Genomic DNA, 19,781 nt, shown 5'->3' with positions numbered 1-19,781 from the left:
TTCTGATGCAGTTATGGGCAGACATTTATTCCTCGACATAAGAACTTGAATCTATACTTACGGACTTATATTTACCATTTAAATAATGGATGAACAAATACAACCCTGGACTAACTCCGTTGAAGAGGCCCCTTTTTCTAGGTCCTCAAGGGGGATAATTGCCTTTTCTGTCTCATAGTAGCTCATTAACATACCAAAACATTGATATTGATTCATACGACATTCCTTTCATGCTTACCGTCGATATCAATGAAACGCCCACATTCTTTCATAAAGCCCAGATGAATCGTTCCTGTTGGTCCATTTCTTTGTTTCGAAACATCCACTTCTACTTGGTTTGGATGCTTGGATTCTTGGTCATAGTATTCCTCGCGATATAAAAAGGCAATTATATCCGCATCTTGCTCGATATTTCCAGAGTCTCTAAGGTCAGCCATCACGGGGCGTTTATTATGACGGTTTTCAACATTTCTTGATAGTTGAGATAAAACAACAATAGGAATATTGAGATCCGTAGCCAGTCGCTTAAGTTCACGAGTAATGGCGCCTACTTCCAAATCTTTACGCTCATAACGTCCGGAACCTTGGATCATCTGTAAATAATCGATCACGATGAGTAAGTCATCATCTGGGTTTTCTCTTGCCGTCTGGCGGGAAATGGAACAAATATCATTGATCAACGATGTATTCTCGTACATATCTAACTTCCAATCTAGTAACGTGGCGATTGAAGTCGTTGCCCGATCATAGTCTTCTTCACTAAAAAATCGAGAGGGAAATTTCCATTTTTGACCATCGATTTGGGCATCCGCCGAAATCATCCGGTGTAATAGCTGCTTGGACCCCATCTCCAGGCTAAATAAAAGACATCTGCCTTCGTTTTTACAATGGCTAGATCCAATGTTTAATGCAAAGGCGGTTTTCCCCATGGAGGGACGAGCAGCGACAACAATCAATTCTTTCCGTTGTAACCCGCCGGTCATTTGATCAAAAGATTCATATTCTGTCTTGTAACTGTTCTGATTTTCTTTCTGTGTACCACTAATATCATCAGAGATCTCATACAACCATTCCTTTAACGTTTTCTCTTGGTTGATCTCTCCCAAACGTTGAAGATCCGTTAATTCCTGAAATAATCGCTGAAAAGCTGAATCTTTCGGATTTTCCACGTATCGAATCGCTGCTTTACGGCTTTCTCTGAGCCGGTAAGCTTCTACTATTTTACGTTCATGATGGTTAAACGTAGCAGTCGTTGCGACTGAACCTGCTAGCTGCGTCAGGTATTGAATCCCACCGATTTGATTTGTGGATTCTCCTAATGCTGTTGTAACGGCGGCTAATTCAGGTTCTGCTCCTTCCTCTGCGACCGTTCTCATGGCTTTAAAAATCAGGCAATGATCAACCTTTGCGAAATTGGAGCATTCCTGTTAGGGGAAATATTGAGCTTTGAACACAAAAGAGCCCCCTTGGTATAGTACGGAGTGTCCGATGATTACTCATCGACCTCTAAATTGATAACTACCAAGGAGGACTCACCATGAATTATACACAAAATGAAAAGCTCGCTCAAATAACCCCGGAAACGCTCATCATTGGCATTGACATCGCTAAGAACAAACATGTTGCTCGAGCCATTGATGATCGCGGCTTCGAGTTTGGGAAACGCATCATGTTCACCAACGATCTTGAAGGCTTTGAAAAGCTTCTACGCTGGGCTGAAGATCATCAAGCGAATCATCAAAAAACGCACATGGTGGTAGGCATGGAGCCCACTGGCCACTACTGGTTTAGCTTGGCGGATCATCTTGACTCGTGCGGCCATCAGCTCGTGTTGGTCAATCCCTCGCACGTCAAACGTCTTAAAGAAATCGATGATCACTCGCCAAGTAAAAACGACACTAAAGATGCGATGGTCATCGCTAAACAGGTGAAGGACGGGCGATACTCTGTCCCCAACCTTCTCGAAGGCATCTACGCTGAATTGCGAGAAGGCATTAAATTAAGAGATCAGCTCGTGCAATTACAAAACCAGACCGAAGGCCGGGTTCAAAATTGGCTGAACCGTTACTTCCCGGAGTTTGAGCAGGTGTTTAAAGCCTGGGATGGCGTCAGTGCTTTGGCCACTTTGCGAACGTTTCCTCTTCCCCAAGCGATTGTGGAGACGACGCCGGAAGCCATCGTGGACACATGGAAAGCCTATGCCAAGAGACACGCCGGGTTCGCTCGAGCCCAAAAGCTTCATGAAGCCGCTGAAAAAAGTGTCGGCATCACCGAAGGGCTTCACTTTGCCCGCCAAGAGTTGGAGGCGTTACTGGACCAATATGACCTTTACACTCGGCAACTCGAAACATTGGAAGCGCAATTAACAGAGCAGCTTGAGCATCTCCCTGGCGCCGAACAAATGAGGGATATCAAAGGCTTAGGCGACATGACCATTGCCGCTTTCTTTGCCGAAGTTGGGGATATTCACCAATACCGTCATCCCAAACAGCTGATCAGCCTGGCCGGTCTTGATTTAAAAGAGAACAGTTCAGGGCTTTACAAGGGCCAAACCACCATTAGTAAACGAGGACGCCGACGATTACGCCGCATTCTGTTTTTAGCGATTCGTCCGCTCGTCAATCATAATGACACGTTTCGCGCCCTTCATCATGAGCTCACGCAGCGTTCAGACCGACCTCTGACAAAGATGCAGTCGTTGATCGCCCTGTGCGGTAAACTTCTGAAAGTCTTGTTTGTCATCGGGCAACGCGAATGTCCCTTTGATGGAGCGAAGCTCCTTCAAGATCGGAAGTGTTCCCAGACACAAGCCGCGTAAAGCAAGCGATAGGAACCATATTTTCTTTTGAAAATCAGTCATTTTCTTGCCTATGGAACAAATACCAACAGTGCCGAGGCGGCATTCATTTCTCACCCTTAGGGCCTAGACCCAGTATTGGAGCATAGCCGCCCCCACCAGCATGGATACGCCGGACGAAGGAATGTGTGGATCATCAACCATCCAGTGATATATGGGAGGTTAAGCGACCATGTATGACGTGGGTCATCGTTAAGCGCACGGTTATACATTTTTTTCCAACCCCTAGGGGTTGGAGCAGGTGGAGATCCTCTTGGATGGAATATCATTCCTTCTATTGAAGAATTATCTTCTTTGTGAATGGTGCACGCTGCTGGTACGACATTCTAAAGACATGAAATTCTGAGAAATCAAGAGCATATGGAAGAATATTTAATTACAAAGAGGGAGGGTTGGAGCACCGACTCATGTATCAATGTAGGGTCAATAAGAATCGACCCTAATACCGCATGCTCGGACTCTATACAGTCAATCATTCTTATCACTCGCTTTCTCTGCCAATACCTTTTTAAGATCGATAGCGAATTGATTTTTACGTTCTTGAGAAACTTTTGCCGCCTCCAATTCCCATTCCCGCCATTTCTCAAGGCTTTCATTTTTTTGAGCAGGGTACGAAGCAATTTCAGCGATCGTAGGTGGAAAGGGATTTTTTGTTACATGACGCTCAACATTGGCCATAACGCCTTCATAATCCATTTTAAGAAGGGCAGGCATGATTATTTTGATTTTCTTTTCGCTAAGTTCGAATCGGGGGTACACAGCCGCAATCGATTCCAAAATATCTATAGCCAGATTGTACTCCATGGATTTACTCCCTCTTTTCTCGCATTCGTTGAAGTGCTTCTAATCGCTGATCTTTATGCTTTGGAAAAGGAATGGTCTTTGATGTTTGGCTTGGCTGTCGTTCGTATGCCTTGATATCATCGATCGTTTTTATGCCTTGTTGGGCCCAATTCCTGAGAATGCTTTCGATGTAAGCAAAGGATCGAGCATTTTGCTTTATACTTCTTTTCATTGCAGCAACGACAACTTCTGAGGAGAAAAAAGTACACCAATCGCTGATGGATTCGGTGATCATCGGCCGCATCACTCCAAAGTTTTCTTGATAGACAACATATGGATCTTCTGTGCGCGTCTCCTCTTCATCTTCCTCTCCTTCATGACCATTTCGTTTCTGTTTAGGTATGGTCAAGTTCTGATCAGATGTTAAGTCAAGCGTTTGGTCGGGATTTGAGTCAAGTATATGGTAAGAACTTAAGTCATCTGAGTTGACTAATGAAATCATTTTATAAACAGGAGCTTGATTTCTTTTACCTTTTTGATACTCGATCAAGTTATTATTGATCAGTACCTTTCGAGCATCAACCAGCCCTTGCTTTGAAAGTCCGGTCAATCGTTCTACTGTGGAATTTGGCGCATTGAATCGTTCTTTCCAGCCGGTCATATTGTTTATGGACATCAGTGTGTGCCATAAAGCAATTGCACTGGTGGGTAGATCGTTCATAAGCAGCCAATCCCTAAAGGCGTTAAGCTCCTTCATATAGTTCATGTCATCACCTACTTACGTTTACATGGCCGTCATGCCTTCGATTTTGTTTAACCTAGGCTCCTCCCATTGCGAACCCGTGAAGGATACTATACAATGGAAATATAATCTTGTTAATTAACCCCTTTTCAATCCGTTTGAGCACCCCACTCAAACGGATGTATTTTTTTATTGTTCGTTAATCTTGTTCCCCACCTCATTCATATATGGAAGAAACGGCTCCATATTTAGCCTCCTCATACACACTGATTAGATCCTTCAACTCCTTGACGTTGATCGCTACTGTTCCACTATCGTCCACCATGTCAACGTCCTCTTTGAGTTCTTGAAGCTGGCGTCGATGCATGTTTTCACCCCCATATCGTTGTAATAATCATTGTCGTGATAATCGAGCAATAGAACAGATGTAGAATCATCCTGTCCTTCACACCATCACCTTCTCCTGCTCCATTTGGCTCATTGTCGGCATAACCACCTGATCTGCGACGCACCTACGGGTCCACATTTGATTGATTTCTTTAATATCCAGACCGATGTCACGTTTTGCGGCGTACATCATGCTTTTTACAGCTGGCATAAGGTCGAACAAATCGCTGATCCTCTTCTTTAATACATCATCGATTTCTAAATCTCTGCCAGGCCTACGTTTATTGTTGACCCTTTCAATGTGATCGAGTGATTCAATGGCTGTCAGCATTTGCTGACGCATGTTACCAATTGAATCTGATAGACGCGCGCTCAATTCAGGATGTACGGGCGGAACTGCAAAAAGATGGAGTTGATACATATGAGCGATGATGTCTTGACCTTCTTCCCATCCAGTAATCTCACACCATTTAAAAGCAGTCTCGATTCGTGGCTCTACTTCCCCGCGTTCGATTTTTGAGATTTGCTTTTGATCCAAATGTAACTCTTTTCCTAATGAACTTTGCGATTCAATGCTAGAGTCTCGGCTATTTATTCTAAAGTATCGCAACCACTCCCCGAGATTTGATTTACGATAGTACGTATTCACCTTATTTTGTCCTCCTTTAGACGCGATATATTGGTAGATTATAGATAGTCATTATGGGATGAGCTCATAGTTATTCTCGATCCATTGATATAGGCGGTCGCGTGGGATATAAATTCGACTCTTTTCACCCTCAGCACGTGTGGACGGAAAACCTTCGACATAGTTAGCGAGTTCTCTTACTCGGTTTTCAGAAACTCTGAGAATCTCTGCGGCTTCTTTAACCGTGAGCCTGCGAGGATATGGATCATCATGAACAGTCAGTTTGTCCAGCTTTTCTTCTAATGGTTGAATGGCTTCCTGAACAGCTTTCTGGATGGTTTCTTCAATACTCATGCTCGCCCTCCTTTCAGTTGTTCAACACGTTCAAGAATGTCATGTTGCCACTTGTAATCGTCGGTCTCTGATGCGACATAAGACATGACATTTAATTTCTCGTATTCCCAGAAGAAATTATTGAAATACTGTTTGCTCTCGTTAAGTTCTACCAACTCTGCTTGAGTGAGGGTTCTTTTATCAGATTCCAGGACAAGAACAATTAACCGTTCGGCGACCGGGTTCATTTGATCACCTCCTTTTTATAATGACGCGATTATTTGTTTCGTATCGTTACATCCATCATCAAAAAAAATAGTCCACTGAAAATCAAGTGCTTCTCCTATTGCTTTGGAAGCTGTAACACTTGGATTTCTTGTCCCAGATTCAATCATTGTATAATATGCTCTGTGGATATTTGCTAATTCCGCAACTTTTTCCTGAGTGTAACCTTTTTGATCCCTAATATCTTTAAGCCATTTTCTCATTTCATCACCTCATGTGTCGATACGTTACATTAATAATAGTATCATTCCGTTACAATGTCAAGCTTTTCCACTAAAAAAGTTTCGATTTGATACAATACGTTTAAAGTAACTAATTGTTACATTAAAATAAGGAGGTGAAAAGGCGGTGTTTTTATCGTGTTAAAAGATAGATTAACGCAATTAAGAAAAGCAAATAAAAAAACCCAACAAGATATGGCCCCTATATTAGGGATCACTAGACCAGCATATACAGCATACGAACGAGGGACACGAAACCCTGATTATGATACGTTACGAAAAATTGCTGAATACTTCGATGTAACCACCGACTACCTACTCGGTCTCACCGACGACCCCAATACTCAATCGCTTCCTGCAGCTGATAACGAGGAAGAGAAAATTTTCTTTTCCGGGGGATACGAAAGTCTAACAGCAGAAGAAAAAGAGCATCTGGAAGAAGAATTACAGCGATTTCGGAAAATGAAAAAGCGGTGGGAGGAACTGTACAGAAAGGGAGATAAAGAAGAGTGAAATAGTCTTGTACGATCTTTACCCTTTCTGATTTTCTATTAAAGAAAAAAATGAATTAAATTTCTAAAATTTGGTTGACGTTTCTCTCCTCATCCTTTATTATACATTAAACCGAACATATGTTTTATAGGGGTGGGTAAAATGTTTCATTCAACCATTCGCCAGATCGTTAGTGAAGCCTACAAAAAAAGAAACATTTGCTCGTTGGATGATCTTTCATTAGAAACACTCAGCCGACGGTTCATGATTGATCTCGATTATTCTTATTCACAAACGTCATCCCTACAAGTTGGCCATTACAAACTAATATCCCTGGACAAGCGTATACCTTCTCATTATCAACGTTGGGATTTCTTCCATGAACTTGGTCATATTCTCCTTCATAATATTGACCAGAAAAAAGCGTTAAAGGGTGTATCATTTTTTATGGAATTGCAAGCATATAGATTTGCTTTACACGCTTCCATGCCCTACTTTCTGATCAAAAAAATTTGTGAAATAACACCGTACACATTATCCTATGTATTTAATATTCCCATCTTTTTTGCTGAAAGACGCATGGATCAGATTAAAGCACACATCACCATAAAAGGGGGGAAGATTATATGAGAGGTTCAGTATACAAAACTGCTAACGGATATGGCTTTAGGATTGATTACGGTAGAGATAAGCGTGGAAAAAGGAAACAGAAACGTTATTCTGGGTATAAAACAAAAAAGTTAGCTGAAAAAGCCATGTCCAATATCCTTAATGATGTGAATGAAGGTACCTATGTTCCACCACAAAACATTACATTTGTTGAGTTTCTTCAAAACTGGGTGAACGGACGCAAAAACTCTCTATCAAAAGGAACAGCTAAAACTTATCAGTATCTTGTCGATATGCACGTTTCAGAGTTTTTTCATAACATTAAGCTGACAGATCTAGAGGTTGAGGACTTCGACGATTTTTATAATCATTTGCTAAATGAAAAAGAGTTATCGCCCGCAACAATTCGAAAAATCCATCATTCCATCTGTAAGGCTGGATTGAACGAGGCTATAAGGAAAAAGCACCTCAAAGACAATCCATCAACTTTGGCAGATCTCCCTTCATTTGAGAAAACAAGGATTGAGATATGGGATGAGCAAGAAACACAAGAATTCTTAAAAAAAGCAAAAAAACATTATTCATATATAGCCTTCCACCTCGCTTTATCTACAGGCATGAGGCAGGGTGAAATATTGGCACTACAATGGAATCAGATTGATATGGAACGGAAAACGATATCTGTAGATAAGTCGTTACGCCGAAATATGGAAATCAGCACAACTAAAACAGATGCTGGTGCCCGTCTTGTTTCTATTCCAGATCAAACCGTAGACGAGTTACAAAGACATTGGAAATGGCAAAAAGAACAGCAATTAAAATTAGGAAAAGCTTATGAAAATAAGAATTTAGTTGTTTCCACAAAGTGGGGAACCCTCATTTCTCATCGAAATTTACTTAGAGCATATTATCAAATTAGAAAATCTTTAAACGTCAAACCCATTACATTCCATGAATTAAGGCACACACATGCAACACATTTACTAAAGTTAGGATTCCATCCCAAAATTGTTCAAGAAAGATTAGGTCACAACTCCATCCAAGTTACAATTGACACCTACTCGCACTTAATGCCAGGATTACAAGAAACAGCTGCACAAAAACTCGGAAACATGATATTTGATCCTCCCGATATTTCAAACCATGCAAACTATGAAAACTCTCGTAGATAGCAGCCAACGCGAACTCGACAATCCAAAGCAGTTTCACATACTGGTTTTCTTATTACGATCGCGCCCGTTAAGCACCTCGTTCTACATTCACATTAATCGCTTCATGACATCCATCAATTCATCGATCATTTCTTCCTTGTTACCTTCTTGGATGGCATTGGCGACACAGTGGTTTGTATGATCTTCCATCAAAGCAATACTCACCTTTTTCATGGCTGATTGAATCGCCGAGATTTGATGGAGAATATCCACGCAATACTTATCCTCATCAATCATCTTTTGCACCCCACGCACTTGACCTTCAATGCGTTTCAAACGATTGAGTAATTCTTGTTTGTTTGGCTGGACCGTTCTTTTTTCTTGCGCTGTCATATGTGTTACCTCCTTTCATTGGTTAAAGGGACCGTGCACTTACGCGCGCGATCCCTCCACTTGGCTTTAGGCTACATCATATCCCTGATCTTCAATCTCTTCTGTAATTTTTTCCAGATCTACTTTGTTCGGATCAAAGGTGACATCTACTTTTCCTTCACTCAAATGAACCTGCACATTATCTACGCCATTTAGGCTGCCGACATTACCTTCAATGGAGTTTACACAATGGCCACAAGACATCCCTTGTACGTTTAATGTCATTTCCTTCATGATTCTTTGCTCCTTTCGTGTACCTTGTATAGCTAAATAACTTTCGGCACGTGTTTGCAATTGCTTCTCCCAATTTCGTGTAGGATCTTGCATGATATCATTTATTCTAACGTCATTGCCTACACATATATCCCCTCCTTTAATTGGTTCCGAACAGATCGTGGGAGAAAGCGACGAATCTCCTCATCATGATAGCCGGCGAGCAACTGCTTATCATCCATAATAATCGGTCGTTTTAAAAGCGTTGGATGTTTACAAATGATGTGGAAGAGCGTATGCAAAGATAAATCTTCCATATCGATCGCCAATCTGGCAAAAGCTTTCGATTGTCTCGAAATCACATCATCGATGCCATTCTCCGTCAATGAAAAAATGTGTTTGACCTCATCGATGGTCAGTTTCGTTTTCGTGATATCTATTTCACGAAAGGGAAGCCGATGTTCTCGTAACCATTCCTTTGTTTTCCGGCATGACAAACAACTTGACGATGTATACACGGTAATCATGTGCTGATCCACTCCTAGTTTACGGTAAAATCACATCTTTTGAATCAACGATTTTATCTCAGATGCATTGCGTTCAAATCCAGTAAAGACTAGTGGTCTTTTCATTTTTCCCAGCAGTGACTTTTTGGTGAAAACAAAACCCGGTACAACTTTCGATCCGGTTTGTTTTTTTAAGGCATCTTCTTTCTCGGCTGCTTTGCTTACGTCATACTCCGTGTATAGCACATTTTGTTCGTCCAAGTACGCTTTACTTTCTTTGCAGTCGGAACAAAGTGGATGCGTATATAGCTCGAGTTCATACATACTAATCCTCCTCTCATTCCTCCACTTGAATGATAAATGCAAACGTGATAAGACCGTCATCTTCATACTTGAACTCTGCCCATACCTTATACAGCCCTGGGTGATCAATATGGGTTTCAAAAGTGGTTCCATTGTCCGAAGTCGGATGGACATGAATAAATGTCTCCGCGTCCTCATCAAGAATGACCACGTGTCCCAGGGCCCCCAAATAGGGTTCCGGATCTTCACCATGCAAATAAAAGTCTAGCGTCGTAGGACCGTTGGTGCTCAAACCTTCGGCTTCCAAGGTGGCCGTCTTCCCATCGATACCTTGAGTCCGATCTTCACTCGCTGAGAGGGAAACCAAGGGACTGGGCTGATCCTCTTCGCCTACCTGAAAGTCATTCGGTTGGACAACATTGTTTCGCTTCTTCGGAGCAATATCGACAAAAGCTTGGTAACTGCCACCCTCAAGTTCTTTCGACGCCACATAGACCCCGTTTTCCACGCGTTTCGGGTGGAGGTGAATGAAGGATTCCAGATCATTGGAGACGATGATCAAATGCATCTCTTTTTCGTGGTTTTTCCAATTCAGGTACTGTTCCGTACACATCCTCCAATTGAACGCGAACCTCACCATCGTTATAAAAAACGTTGGTATGGATTTCAGATTCTCCTTCCATGTTGTCATACTGATGATCCATTTATTCGCCCTCCTCGTTTTGTGCGGAAGAAGCTTCATGGCTTTCAATTCTTTCTTCACCACTTCCGTGATCTTCATGCATATCATTGCTCTCTAACGGATTCTCACCCGTGATGGCCGTGTAGCTGCCAATAACAACCGCCACATACAAGACCCCCACGAGCGCCCAGTGTTTTACTTTCATGTTCTTTCCTCCTTATCGGCTTAACTTCAAACGTTGCAAACGCAAGGCATTCAATACAACGGATACCGAACTGAAGGCCATCGCTGCCCCGGCCACCCATGGAGCAAGTAGACCGGCTGCGGCAATCGGGATGGATGCCGTATTGTAAAAGAAGGCAAAAAATAGGTTCTGCTTAATGTTGCGAAACGTTTTTGTACTGAGCTGCACGCTATCAGCCACACTGTGCAAGTCGCCGCGCATAAGCGTAATATCGGCGGATTCAATCGCCACATCTGTCCCTGTTCCGATCGCCATCCCAATATCGGCGACCGCGAGTGCCGGTGCATCGTTAATGCCATCGCCAACCATGGCAACTTTTTTGCCTTGGTCTTGGATCTTTTTAATTTCTTCGGCTTTTTGTTCCGGAACCACTTCTGCAATCACACGGTCAATTCCGACTTGCTTGCCGATCGCTTCGGCCGTTTGCTGATTGTCTCCCGTCAGCATAGCCACTTCTAAGCCGAGGTCATGCAGCCGTTTAATCGCGGCTTGGGACGTTTCTTTCACCGTATCGGCAACAGCAATCATCCCGGCATACTTGCCGTCAATAGCAATGAGCATCGCTGTCTTTCCTTCTTTCTCGAGGACGGACATCTCATCACCAGCAGATCCGATCGGGACAGAAGATGTTTGCATGAGTTTGCGTGTCCCGACAAGGACTTCGTCTCCATCGACAAAGGCACGCACTCCAAATCCTGGCAACGCTTCGAAACCTTCGCTCTCTCGCAACGAGATTCCTTTTTCTTCAATGCCTTTGACCATCGCTTCTGCAAGGGGGTGCTCCGAGTTTTTCTCTACGGCACCGACGATGGCAAGCACTGATTCCTCATTGAAATCAGGAGCTACTTCGACATTTGTCAATGCAGGTTCTCCCTTTGTCACTGTGCCCGTCTTGTCAAGTACGATCGTTTGGATCCCACGTGTGTTTTCCAAGTGCTCGCCGCCCTTAAAGAGCACACCATTTTCAGCAGAGCGACCCGTACCTGCCATAATGGATGTTGGTGTTGCTAATCCAAGCGCACAGGGGCAAGCGATGACGAGGATGGTAATGAGGGGCACTAACGCTGAACGTAAATCCCCGGGGTTGATCACGAAATACCAAACAAGGAACGTTGCAATGGCAAACAAGACAACGACGGGCACAAAAATCCCTGACACTTTATCAACCGTCCGTTGGACATTTGCCTTGCTTCCTTGCGCTTCTTCTACAACTTTCACAATTTGGGAAAGCGCCGTATCTTTCCCGACTTTCGTCGCTTCGACTTTGAGAAGCCCATTCTTATTGATCGTTGACCCGATGACCTCGTCTCCTGGTTTCTTGTCAATCGGGATACTTTCACCAGTGATCATCGATTCGTCCATGGCCGATTGCCCTTCATGAATCCTTCCGTCCACCGGCACTTTCTCTCCGGGGCGCACCATAACCGTGTCTCCCACAAGCACTTCTTCAATAGCGACTTTCATTTCCTCGCCATTACGAATGATGTGTGCCGTTTTGGCTTGCATACCGAGCAACTTTTCAATCGCTTTGCTCGTGCGTCCTTTGGCACGTACTTCAAACAGTTTCCCGAGGACCACGAGCGTAATAATCACGGCAGCCGTCTCAAAGTAAAGCTCCGGCATCCCTTGTTGCCCAGTGGCATACCATTCCCAACCCAAGAAGATGCTATAGAAAAAGGCCGCCGTTGTTCCGAGGGCAATCAATACATCCATGTTTGCACTTTTGTTTTTCAAGGCTTTGTAGGAACCACTGTAAAACTGGGCCCCAACGAAGAACTGTACGGGAGCCGCAAGCGCTAGCTGCACCCAAGGATTCATAAACATATCCGGCATATAGAGGAAGGACGTAAACTCAAAGTGGGCCACCATCGTCCAAAACAATGGCAACGTTAAAATCGCCGCAAAAATAAATTTGCCGGTTTGCTTGCGTATTTCTTGATCTTTCGTACTTGCTGATTCTTCCCGTGATTGTTGCGGTTTAAGGGTATATCCCAATTTGCGGATCCCTTCGATCATATTACCGACGGATACTTGGCCTTTATCATATTCAACGGAAGCATTCTCCATGGCAAAATTGACCGTTGCCGAAGAGACTCCTTCCATTTTCGAGAGCTTTTTTTCAATTTTTGTCGCACAAGCCGCACAGGTCATGCCCGAAATATCAAAGGTTTGATTTTCATGAATCACTTGATACCCAAGTTTATCAATTTTCGCTTCAAAATCTTGGACATCCGTTTGATCGGGATCGTAAACAACATTGGTTTTTTCCATCGCAAAATTCACATTTGCTTCGCTGACCCCGTCGATTTTGGCAAGACCTTTCTCAATTTTTGTGGCACAAGCCGCACAGGTCATGCCTGCGATTTGTAGGGACGCTTCTTTTTGTTCCACTTGTTTTCATCTCCTTCTCCTCGTTAGAAAAGCTCTGATCGAAATCCTTTGCGTGCGTATGAATAAAGAAGAGATTGTTTCAACGGATGGTGAGTACCAATGCTTCCCACGAGTGCTTTCCCAAGCGTCGGTGTCATGGAACGATACCAATACCCTTGAGGGTATAAAACAACAATAGGACCGTACTTGCATTGACCATTACACAACGTTTTTGTCGTGTGGATCGTATCCGTTAAGTTTTGATCGCGGATGTCTTTTCGTATCGCCTTGGTGACTGTTTCAGCACCGTTACTGATGCAAGATTTCCCATTGCACAGTAGAAGATGGTGACAAACGCCATGTAAATCCATCCACTCCCTCCTTCTGTTAAGGCGAATGAAACAATATACAAATCGGGAAGATCAGTTTCTGAAATCAATATACCATACCCCCATATGGTATGTAAATGGTTAGATTATATTTTTTCATTGCAGCCTTAAACGATCACTTTCCTGTTATTATGACAAGCGCATATATGTTTTTTCTCCATGCGCTATCATAAAGTGGTTTAAATCTTCATCAAAACATAGCTTATAGAAATCTTATCAATGGCGAATGCTATCGTTAACAGGACTACAAGCATGTTTACTATATACCTATACTGGGTATATTGATTATAAGGAGGGGATATAATGTCGAATAAAGATCATCATGAGCATGAACATCACCATCACAAAGACGATGGCCATCATGCTCATCACGAAGATGGTCATCATAACCATGATCATGACGAGCCACATAGCCAACATGATCATCATGATCATGACCATGAACATAACCGTGACCATGACGACCATGCTCATCACAGCAGCCATGGGAACCATTCCAGCCATGGGGATGACGGTCATTCCGGCCACGGCCATCACGGCCATGGCAATCATGAAGATATGATGGCTGATTTTAAGAAACGCTTTTTCGTCACGATTATTTTGGCTATACCCATTATCATATTGTCCGATATGATCCAGATGTTTTTTAACTATACCGTTGCATTTCCCGGCGATACAGCCGTTGAGCTCATCTTGGCCTCCATCGTCTTCTTCTACGGCGGTTGGCCTTTCTTAACGGGTCTTGTAAATGAGATCAAAGATAAATCCCCGGGGATGATGACGCTCATCGGCTTTGCCATCACTGTTGCGTATGTCTACAGTGCCGCTACGGTCTTCGGCCTTGAGGGGATGGATTTCTTTTGGGAGCTAGCAACATTGATTGCCATCATGCTTCTTGGTCATTGGATCGAGATGAAATCCGTCATGAAAGCTTCCGATTCCCTTGAATCTCTTGTGGAGCTGATGCCTCAAGAAGCCAATAAACTCGATGATAACGATCAGGTAACATCCGTCGCTGTATCTGAGCTTAAAAAGGGAGATCGTCTTCTTATTAAGCCGGGCGAGAAAATACCGGCAGATGGACACATTTTAAAAGGAAAATCCTCGATCAATGAATCGATGCTTACCGGGGAGTCTGAACCGGTTGAAAAAGGAGAAGAGGACGAAGTCATCGGGGGAGCCATCAACTCCTCTGGATCGTTAACGATCGAAGTCTCCAAAACGAGTGACGAAGGGTATTTATCGCAAGTCGTTCAACTCGTCAAAGAGGCACAGGAAAGCAAATCAAAAACACAGATGCTTTCGGATCGCGCCGCAAAACTGTTGTTCTATGTTGCTGTTGTTGCCGGAATCGTGACCTTCAGCACTTGGATGGGACTTGGTGTGAGCACAGAGTTCGCGGTCACCCGAATGGTCACCGTGCTTGTTATTTCTTGTCCGCACGCCCTCGGTCTCGCGATTCCGTTAGTAGCCGCGCGTTCCACAGGGATTTCAGCTCAGAAAGGGTTATTTATTAGAAACCGCATCGGATTTGAAAGTGCCAGAAGGATAGACACGATGATTTTTGATAAGACCGGAACACTCACGCATGGGGAATTCGGAGTTACAGACATTCTCCCGGAGAAGGATGTATCCGAAGAGGAACTACTAAGGCTGGCGGCTTCCCTTGAATCACAATCGGAGCACCCGATTGCTGCCGGGGTTGTTGCAAAAGGAAGAGAAGAAAACATCGATATTCCTCAACCGGAAGCTTTTGATTCGATGACTGGCGCAGGCATTACCGGAAAAATTGACGGCAAGACAATTTCGGTCGTTAGTCCGGGTTATCTGCAAAGGGAAGGAATCAGCTACGATGAGAGAGACTTTTCCAAACTGGCCGAAACAGGCAAAACCGTTGTTTTTGTCCTTCAGGAGCAAACATTACTCGGTGCCATTGCCTTAGCTGACGTCGTCAAAGAATCCGCCAAGGAAGCCGTTGAGCGATTGCACCAAATCGGCATCGAAACCGTGATGCTAACCGGTGACAACGAAAAAGTGGCCCAGGAAGTGGCCAAACAGATTGGTATCGATCAAGTCATTGCCGAAGTCCTTCCTCATGAAAAAGCAGAAAAAGTTAAAGAACTAAAGATTGACGGAAAACGGGTTGGTATGACCGGGGATGGCATTAATGATGCACCCGCACTTGCAAATGCCGATCTCGGCGTCGCCGTTGGAGCAGGTACAGACGTCGCCATGGAAACAGCCGATGTTGTACTCGTCAATAGTGACCCCCTCGATGTCGTATCCATTGTCGATCTGTCAAGAGTCACTTATCGCAAGATGATTCAAAACCTTTGGTGGGCCGCCGGCTATAACATTGTGGCGATTCCACTCGCAGCAGGTGTGCTTGCTACATGGGGTTTTCTCCTTGATCCAGCCTTAGGTGCGGTCCTCATGTCACTGAGTACCGTCATCGTAGCGATCAATGCCCAGACGCTCAAAATGAAGTAAATACTCTTGGCTCTATAAGCAATCGGATGAAAATCGAATTACGTGCCTTGACTTTGTATCAGGGTACAGACTTTACCATAATAACCGAGGAGGGAAAGGAATGAATGGTTTATCGGTAAGTCAATTAGCAAATGCCTCGAACGTTAATGTTGAAACAGTAAGGTATTATGAAAAACGTGAGCTTATTTCTGAACCTCCTCGGACAAAATCTGGCTACAGAATGTTTCCGAAAGAGGTGGTACAAGACATTCAATTTATTAAACGTGCCCAGAATGTTGGATTTAGTCTTGAAGAAATTAAAAAGCTGCTATTAGCTTCTCATAACGAAAACTTTCGTTCAGAAGATATGTACGAATTTGCAAATAATAAAATCCAAGAAATTGACTCGAAAATAAACGAATTTATTCACATGAAATCATTATTAGAAGAATTAGCAGCAAATTGTCCGGGTTCAGGTGTCCCTAAAGACCAGTGTCCAATCATTACAAACCTATCTAAAGACCTGCGGTAATATGTCAAGTTCAAAATCACAGTAAATGAAGTTGTCAAAGGACATTTAGGCGAAAAAAGCGCGCACTGAACAACACCAGTAATAAAATGTAAAATACTGGTAAAATGAAAGGCTAGCCCTCAGCCGATGTCGGTCAGAGGTTCACGCCCCTTTCTGGCGTAAAGAGTTGGTTTTTGCGTAGCAGCGCATCCACCAATCGCACGAGTTTTCTTGCCGTGAGCACGAGTGCACGTTTGTGTTGATGTTTCGGGACTTCTTGATACTTCTTCTGATAAAAGACTTGGTATTCCGGAATTTGCCTTCGTACCGAGTTGGCGGCTTCAACGAGGTAATAACGCAAATAATGGTTCCCTTGACGTGTCAGTGAAGTATCTTCGGCGGTAAACCGCCCGGACTGGTGTTTTCGCCAGTACAGTCCCGCATATTTAGCTATTTTTGTTTCATCGGGAAACCGGTCAATCTGACCGAGTTCGGCAATGATGCCTGCGGCGAAGACCGGACCAATGCCCGGGATTGATTCCAGCGTCTGCGTCAGTCCTTTCATGATTCGAGTAATGGACTGATCGATCGCCTTGATTTGCTTTTGGAAGGAACGAATGAGCTCAATGGACGTTCCTAAAAGTACATCGATGGAATCTTCGACCACTTTGTCCAATCGGTACGATGAACGGACGGCTTTCTGGATGGATGCGGCGACAGCTTCCGGATCGGGAAAACGATTTCTCCCTTTCTCTTGAAGAAACCGAGCCAGGTCCTCAAGCGGAAGCTGGGCAAGTTCATCCAGGCTGTATTTTTCAAGAAAGAGTTCCATCATAGCATGGCCAAACACCGATGAATCCACTTCTTTGGAAAAGGTGTTGCATTTATACTCCAAGTGCTGCAAGAAGTGTTGTTTCTCTTTCGTCATCGCTTTGGTCAAGTGATAACGCGAACGTGTCAACTGCTGGAGAGCCACGTATTGGCTTTCTTTGACAACGGACATCTGATTGCGCCCGAAACGCATATAATCGGCGATCACAAAGGCGTCAATCTCATCGGTCTTGTTCATGTCTGCGAAGCTCTTTTTAAAGTTGGCGATCTGCTTCGGATTGATCACAAAGACTTGGGCGCCATAGGGTTTTAAATCATCGTCATCATGCAAGAACATGGATGGATGAAAACTGTAGACGGATGTGGACTCCAGACCGATCTTTAGGATGTCAACCTCTGTATCGGCCAAGAGCTCGAGCAACCGTTCTTTGAGCACCTGGGCACCCGGCCAGTCATTGGAAACCGTAAAAACCGAAAGCTGATCACCTTCTTGATCAAGCACACACACTTTCATATCAAACGAGCTAACGTCAAGCCCGACAAACATTCGCATGGGGGGATTCCTCCTTTCATTGTAGAATCATTCGGTCGTTCTTTGGACGCCTCGAGATATCTCTAGTGTGAACGCCGATCATCAACCTCGTGTATCAGAACTCCATCGGCATTGAAAGCCGCCCCAGGGGCTGCTTCCCCTGAGTTCAAGAGGCCGAGGGCTCAGCCTGCGAGTAGGAAGTGCCGCACGTACACTGAGAGACAGTCTTTAGTTGTGGTCGAACCACAGGAGAGAAAAGAATTGTCCCAAATGATCCTATGATCATTATCTAGAAATATCTAGAGACATCCAAGGAAAAACCATATGAATCTACAAAATATCTTGTGGAATTTGCCCAAGATTTGAAGGGCTTAAACTTACTATACGAGGAGAGATCGAAGATGGCTAAAAAATTAGTTGAAGTATTTACGTCAGGTTGCCCTATCTGTGAAGGGACTGTAAAACAAGTCAAAGACCTTACGCAATATAGTGCTGAGCATGAAGTTGTTGTGTATGATTTGAATAAGAAATGTGACACCGACGAATGTGATGATAAAGCTAAAGAGTATGGGGTTAAATCGGTCCCATCGGTTGCTATTGACGGGAAATTAGCGGATTGCTGCAATAACAACGGCGTTAACTTCAATACTTTAGAAGCAGAGATACTAGGTAAATAAATTTATCAGAAACAAGGTTACACGTAATCAGGCGCTTTCCTTTAATCTAGGATTGCGCCTTTTATGCTATGCATGAGCTGATTCTGATTTTCAATCATAGGGCTTCAGTTAAGTTTGGCTATTTTTTCTGCAGCTGAGAGCACCCATCAGACTTTCAATCTCCAGTTAATCTGATCCGCTATTGGAAAACATGAAATCCTGACAAGCATTCATCATCTTTTCACCCTCTGGGGAATTCATAGCATCCATCATCATTCCATTCATCATACCGCCTTCACTATGATCTCCAGATGCCCATGTAATACCGATCGGGGTTGCGACCAAGACAGCAGCAATAGCAAGTGATGGAATGAGTAAGAACTTTTTGTTTTTCATGCGGAATCCCTCCCTTCTTTTTATCCTCGTACTCAACACAAATCATAACAAATAAATATGGAGAATCTTTGAAGACACCATGAAAGTCATGATTCCCACTACGCTATTCTATAGCTCGTTCTGAGGGGGTAGATTGTATTTGGCAGAATGTCTTCCTCCTCATTAATTGGATTTTTTTCCGATTCGCCGATCATCATTATATGATGGTTTTCCTCGTGTTGCGGGGGTGGTTGCTTTTCCATACTTGAAAAGGGGAAGGTCCAGAATGTGAGTAGCATTAACATACACGTTGCAACGAGCAGGACATAATCATATTTTTGAATGAAAGTTGAAAATCTTTCCTGAAGGACGTGGCGAATACAAAACATTGTGGTGCCCATTAGCAATAACAAGCTGATCAACAGGAGGGCTGCCCCTTCCGAAATCGTGAGCATTTCTATAACCATTGTTCCCATCATCCCTGCCATGATCCCGGAAAAAAGCCCTTCAATACTCGCTAGCACATGTAAGCGTATACCGAGAATAAATCCGGTGATTCCAGCAAAGGTTATGCTGAACAAGGTCGAATATAACAAATTTCCATGAAGAACGATTCCGATGAAAAAACCTAATGACAAGCCAAATACCATGGCCAAAGCCATGGTCATCATCATATTGACCATAAGGCTACCTTTATATCTGCTAAAAAAATAAATGGAAAAAATGAAACCCAGATGTATGGATAAGAAACCAATTATATACATATACCCCGTAATCATT

Annotated in this window: 27 protein-coding genes and 1 pseudogene; 7 read left to right on the top strand and 21 right to left on the bottom strand. The window is 43.5% G+C overall.

What is annotated here, in order from left to right; translation table 11 throughout:
* Positions 1-212: 212 nt before the first annotated feature.
* Together EPH95_RS13180 and EPH95_RS19825 are read right to left on the bottom strand one after the other, a co-directional pair.
* Complete coding sequence (locus EPH95_RS13180; protein ID WP_405127458.1) at positions 213-1,169, bottom strand: DnaB helicase C-terminal domain-containing protein; 957 nt, start codon at positions 1,167-1,169, stop codon at positions 213-215.
* A 57-nt stretch (positions 1,170-1,226) separates the two neighbouring features.
* Positions 1,227-1,403, bottom strand: a pseudogene (locus EPH95_RS19825) (DnaB-like helicase N-terminal domain-containing protein); the annotation flags it as partial.
* Positions 1,404-1,537: 134 nt separating this feature from the next.
* On the opposite strand from EPH95_RS19825, the gene EPH95_RS13175 reads away from it, so the two are divergent.
* Positions 1,538-2,818 (top strand): IS110 family RNA-guided transposase, encoded by a 1,281-nt coding sequence (locus tag EPH95_RS13175; protein ID WP_142087431.1) that lies wholly within the window; start codon positions 1,538-1,540, stop codon positions 2,816-2,818.
* Between the two features lie 507 nt (positions 2,819-3,325).
* Here the strand turns inward: EPH95_RS13175 and EPH95_RS13170 are convergent.
* From EPH95_RS13170 to EPH95_RS13145, 7 genes are all read right to left on the bottom strand, one after another.
* Entirely contained in the window at positions 3,326-3,553 is a 228-nt protein-coding gene (locus EPH95_RS13170) for a replicative helicase loader/inhibitor (protein WP_405127389.1), read from the bottom strand.
* Positions 3,554-3,665: 112 nt separating this feature from the next.
* Positions 3,666-4,406: a DnaD domain-containing protein gene (locus EPH95_RS13165; RefSeq protein ID WP_142090528.1), complete on the bottom strand. Its 741-nt coding sequence runs from the start codon at positions 4,404-4,406 to the stop codon at positions 3,666-3,668.
* Between the two features lie 193 nt (positions 4,407-4,599).
* A complete protein-coding gene (locus EPH95_RS18900) occupies positions 4,600-4,749 on the bottom strand; it encodes a hypothetical protein (protein ID WP_160141766.1) in 150 nt (49 codons plus the stop codon).
* A gap of 78 nt (positions 4,750-4,827) precedes the next feature.
* Complete coding sequence (locus tag EPH95_RS13160) at positions 4,828-5,418, bottom strand: helix-turn-helix domain-containing protein (protein WP_160141765.1); 591 nt, start codon at positions 5,416-5,418, stop codon at positions 4,828-4,830.
* 51 nt (positions 5,419-5,469) lie between these two features.
* Positions 5,470-5,751, bottom strand: coding sequence for a helix-turn-helix domain-containing protein (locus tag EPH95_RS13155; RefSeq protein ID WP_142090526.1), 282 nt, complete (start codon positions 5,749-5,751; stop codon positions 5,470-5,472).
* Positions 5,748-5,978: a DUF7667 family protein gene (locus EPH95_RS13150; RefSeq protein WP_142090525.1), complete on the bottom strand. Its 231-nt coding sequence runs from the start codon at positions 5,976-5,978 to the stop codon at positions 5,748-5,750. The genes EPH95_RS13155 and EPH95_RS13150 overlap by 4 nt, the downstream gene beginning before the upstream one ends.
* Before the next feature lie 15 nt (positions 5,979-5,993).
* The gene (locus EPH95_RS13145; RefSeq protein WP_142090524.1) at positions 5,994-6,218 is read right to left on the bottom strand and encodes a helix-turn-helix transcriptional regulator; all 225 of its coding nucleotides are present in this window, start codon (positions 6,216-6,218) and stop codon (positions 5,994-5,996) included.
* A gap of 156 nt (positions 6,219-6,374) precedes the next feature.
* Between EPH95_RS13145 and EPH95_RS13140 the strand changes: the two genes are divergently transcribed.
* The 3 genes from EPH95_RS13140 to EPH95_RS13130 all read left to right on the top strand — a co-directional run bounded on the left by EPH95_RS13140 (position 6,375) and on the right by EPH95_RS13130 (position 8,509).
* Entirely contained in the window at positions 6,375-6,749 is a 375-nt protein-coding gene (locus tag EPH95_RS13140) for a helix-turn-helix domain-containing protein (RefSeq protein ID WP_142090523.1), read from the top strand.
* A gap of 243 nt (positions 6,750-6,992) precedes the next feature.
* A complete protein-coding gene (locus EPH95_RS13135) occupies positions 6,993-7,358 on the top strand; it encodes an ImmA/IrrE family metallo-endopeptidase (protein ID WP_227003909.1) in 366 nt (121 codons plus the stop codon).
* Positions 7,355-8,509 (top strand): site-specific integrase, encoded by a 1,155-nt coding sequence (locus tag EPH95_RS13130; RefSeq protein WP_142090521.1) that lies wholly within the window; start codon positions 7,355-7,357, stop codon positions 8,507-8,509. The genes EPH95_RS13135 and EPH95_RS13130 overlap by 4 nt, the downstream gene beginning before the upstream one ends.
* Before the next feature lie 87 nt (positions 8,510-8,596).
* On the opposite strand, the gene EPH95_RS13125 is transcribed toward EPH95_RS13130, so the two are convergent.
* From EPH95_RS13125 to EPH95_RS13090, 9 genes are all read right to left on the bottom strand, one after another.
* A complete protein-coding gene (locus EPH95_RS13125; RefSeq protein WP_142090520.1) occupies positions 8,597-8,881 on the bottom strand; it encodes a metal-sensitive transcriptional regulator in 285 nt (94 codons plus the stop codon).
* A gap of 66 nt (positions 8,882-8,947) precedes the next feature.
* Positions 8,948-9,154 carry a copper chaperone CopZ gene (copZ, locus tag EPH95_RS13120; protein ID WP_142090519.1) on the bottom strand — a complete coding sequence of 69 codons (207 nt, stop codon included), beginning with the start codon at positions 9,152-9,154 and terminating at the stop codon, positions 8,948-8,950.
* A gap of 119 nt (positions 9,155-9,273) precedes the next feature.
* Complete coding sequence (spx, locus tag EPH95_RS13115; RefSeq protein WP_142090518.1) at positions 9,274-9,660, bottom strand: transcriptional regulator Spx; 387 nt, start codon at positions 9,658-9,660, stop codon at positions 9,274-9,276.
* A 30-nt stretch (positions 9,661-9,690) separates the two neighbouring features.
* Positions 9,691-9,963, bottom strand: a complete 273-nt coding sequence (locus tag EPH95_RS13110) for a glutaredoxin family protein (RefSeq protein ID WP_142090517.1) — start codon at positions 9,961-9,963, stop codon at positions 9,691-9,693.
* A 13-nt stretch (positions 9,964-9,976) separates the two neighbouring features.
* Entirely contained in the window at positions 9,977-10,504 is a 528-nt protein-coding gene (locus EPH95_RS13105; protein ID WP_142090516.1) for a hypothetical protein, read from the bottom strand.
* Positions 10,485-10,646: a hypothetical protein gene (locus EPH95_RS18895; protein ID WP_160141764.1), complete on the bottom strand. Its 162-nt coding sequence runs from the start codon at positions 10,644-10,646 to the stop codon at positions 10,485-10,487. The genes EPH95_RS13105 and EPH95_RS18895 overlap by 20 nt, the downstream gene beginning before the upstream one ends.
* A complete protein-coding gene (locus EPH95_RS13100; protein WP_142090515.1) occupies positions 10,647-10,829 on the bottom strand; it encodes a hypothetical protein in 183 nt (60 codons plus the stop codon). It abuts the gene before it with no gap.
* Between the two features lie 12 nt (positions 10,830-10,841).
* Complete coding sequence (locus tag EPH95_RS13095; protein WP_142090514.1) at positions 10,842-13,259, bottom strand: heavy metal translocating P-type ATPase; 2,418 nt, start codon at positions 13,257-13,259, stop codon at positions 10,842-10,844.
* A 23-nt stretch (positions 13,260-13,282) separates the two neighbouring features.
* Entirely contained in the window at positions 13,283-13,609 is a 327-nt protein-coding gene (locus tag EPH95_RS13090; protein ID WP_142090513.1) for a (2Fe-2S) ferredoxin domain-containing protein, read from the bottom strand.
* Positions 13,610-13,930: 321 nt separating this feature from the next.
* On the opposite strand from EPH95_RS13090, the gene EPH95_RS13085 reads away from it, so the two are divergent.
* Both EPH95_RS13085 and EPH95_RS13080 read left to right on the top strand, forming a co-directional pair.
* Positions 13,931-16,117: a copper-translocating P-type ATPase gene (locus tag EPH95_RS13085; RefSeq protein WP_142090512.1), complete on the top strand. Its 2,187-nt coding sequence runs from the start codon at positions 13,931-13,933 to the stop codon at positions 16,115-16,117.
* 100 nt (positions 16,118-16,217) lie between these two features.
* Positions 16,218-16,628 carry a MerR family transcriptional regulator gene (locus EPH95_RS13080; protein ID WP_142090511.1) on the top strand — a complete coding sequence of 137 codons (411 nt, stop codon included), beginning with the start codon at positions 16,218-16,220 and terminating at the stop codon, positions 16,626-16,628.
* 133 nt (positions 16,629-16,761) lie between these two features.
* On the opposite strand, the gene EPH95_RS13075 is transcribed toward EPH95_RS13080, so the two are convergent.
* Positions 16,762-17,991 (bottom strand): IS110 family RNA-guided transposase, encoded by a 1,230-nt coding sequence (locus EPH95_RS13075; RefSeq protein WP_142086371.1) that lies wholly within the window; start codon positions 17,989-17,991, stop codon positions 16,762-16,764.
* A gap of 380 nt (positions 17,992-18,371) precedes the next feature.
* Here EPH95_RS13075 and EPH95_RS13070 point away from each other — a divergent pair, with 380 nt between their 5' ends.
* On the top strand, positions 18,372-18,647 hold the full coding sequence (locus EPH95_RS13070) for a thioredoxin family protein (protein ID WP_142090510.1): 276 nt from the start codon (positions 18,372-18,374) through the stop codon (positions 18,645-18,647).
* A 165-nt stretch (positions 18,648-18,812) separates the two neighbouring features.
* Here the strand turns inward: EPH95_RS13070 and EPH95_RS13065 are convergent, their stop codons facing one another.
* Entirely contained in the window at positions 18,813-19,022 is a 210-nt protein-coding gene (locus EPH95_RS13065; protein WP_142090509.1) for a hypothetical protein, read from the bottom strand.
* Between the two features lie 98 nt (positions 19,023-19,120).
* Positions 19,121-19,684, bottom strand: coding sequence for a hypothetical protein (locus tag EPH95_RS13060; protein WP_142090508.1), 564 nt, complete (start codon positions 19,682-19,684; stop codon positions 19,121-19,123).
* Between the last annotated feature and the right edge of the window lie 97 nt (positions 19,685-19,781).

Source organism: Salicibibacter halophilus (assembly GCF_006740705.1).
Classification (GTDB): Bacteria; Bacillota; Bacilli; order Bacillales; family Marinococcaceae; genus Salicibibacter; species Salicibibacter halophilus.
This window is presented reverse-complemented; position numbering and strand designations above follow the sequence as displayed.

Excerpts from the sequence above, each read along its gene's own strand:
- EPH95_RS13175 (WP_142087431.1), top strand. The coding sequence starts at position 1,538 with ATGAATTATACACAAAATGAAAAGCTCGCTCAAATAACCCCGGAAACG.
- EPH95_RS13170 (WP_405127389.1), bottom strand. The coding sequence starts at position 3,553 with ATGGATTATGAAGGCGTTATGGCCAATGTTGAGCGTCATGTAACAAAA.
- EPH95_RS13165 (WP_142090528.1), bottom strand. The coding sequence starts at position 4,406 with ATGAACTATATGAAGGAGCTTAACGCCTTTAGGGATTGGCTGCTTATG.
- EPH95_RS18900 (WP_160141766.1), bottom strand. The coding sequence starts at position 4,749 with ATGCATCGACGCCAGCTTCAAGAACTCAAAGAGGACGTTGACATGGTG.
- EPH95_RS13155 (WP_142090526.1), bottom strand. The coding sequence starts at position 5,751 with ATGAGTATTGAAGAAACCATCCAGAAAGCTGTTCAGGAAGCCATTCAA.
- EPH95_RS13150 (WP_142090525.1), bottom strand. The coding sequence starts at position 5,978 with ATGAACCCGGTCGCCGAACGGTTAATTGTTCTTGTCCTGGAATCTGAT.
- EPH95_RS13145 (WP_142090524.1), bottom strand. The coding sequence starts at position 6,218 with ATGAGAAAATGGCTTAAAGATATTAGGGATCAAAAAGGTTACACTCAG.
- EPH95_RS13135 (WP_227003909.1), top strand. The coding sequence starts at position 6,993 with ATGATTGATCTCGATTATTCTTATTCACAAACGTCATCCCTACAAGTT.
- EPH95_RS13130 (WP_142090521.1), top strand. The coding sequence starts at position 7,355 with ATGAGAGGTTCAGTATACAAAACTGCTAACGGATATGGCTTTAGGATT.
- EPH95_RS13125 (WP_142090520.1), bottom strand. The coding sequence starts at position 8,881 with ATGACAGCGCAAGAAAAAAGAACGGTCCAGCCAAACAAACAAGAATTA.
- copZ (WP_142090519.1), bottom strand. The coding sequence starts at position 9,154 with ATGAAGGAAATGACATTAAACGTACAAGGGATGTCTTGTGGCCATTGT.
- spx (WP_142090518.1), bottom strand. The coding sequence starts at position 9,660 with ATGATTACCGTGTATACATCGTCAAGTTGTTTGTCATGCCGGAAAACA.
- EPH95_RS13110 (WP_142090517.1), bottom strand. The coding sequence starts at position 9,963 with ATGTATGAACTCGAGCTATATACGCATCCACTTTGTTCCGACTGCAAA.
- EPH95_RS18895 (WP_160141764.1), bottom strand. The coding sequence starts at position 10,646 with ATGGATCATCAGTATGACAACATGGAAGGAGAATCTGAAATCCATACC.
- EPH95_RS13100 (WP_142090515.1), bottom strand. The coding sequence starts at position 10,829 with ATGAAAGTAAAACACTGGGCGCTCGTGGGGGTCTTGTATGTGGCGGTT.
- EPH95_RS13090 (WP_142090513.1), bottom strand. The coding sequence starts at position 13,609 with ATGGATTTACATGGCGTTTGTCACCATCTTCTACTGTGCAATGGGAAA.
- EPH95_RS13085 (WP_142090512.1), top strand. The coding sequence starts at position 13,931 with ATGTCGAATAAAGATCATCATGAGCATGAACATCACCATCACAAAGAC.
- EPH95_RS13080 (WP_142090511.1), top strand. The coding sequence starts at position 16,218 with ATGAATGGTTTATCGGTAAGTCAATTAGCAAATGCCTCGAACGTTAAT.
- EPH95_RS13075 (WP_142086371.1), bottom strand. The coding sequence starts at position 17,991 with ATGCGAATGTTTGTCGGGCTTGACGTTAGCTCGTTTGATATGAAAGTG.
- EPH95_RS13070 (WP_142090510.1), top strand. The coding sequence starts at position 18,372 with ATGGCTAAAAAATTAGTTGAAGTATTTACGTCAGGTTGCCCTATCTGT.
- EPH95_RS13065 (WP_142090509.1), bottom strand. The coding sequence starts at position 19,022 with ATGAAAAACAAAAAGTTCTTACTCATTCCATCACTTGCTATTGCTGCT.
- EPH95_RS13060 (WP_142090508.1), bottom strand. The coding sequence starts at position 19,684 with ATGGTCAATATGATGATGACCATGGCTTTGGCCATGGTATTTGGCTTG.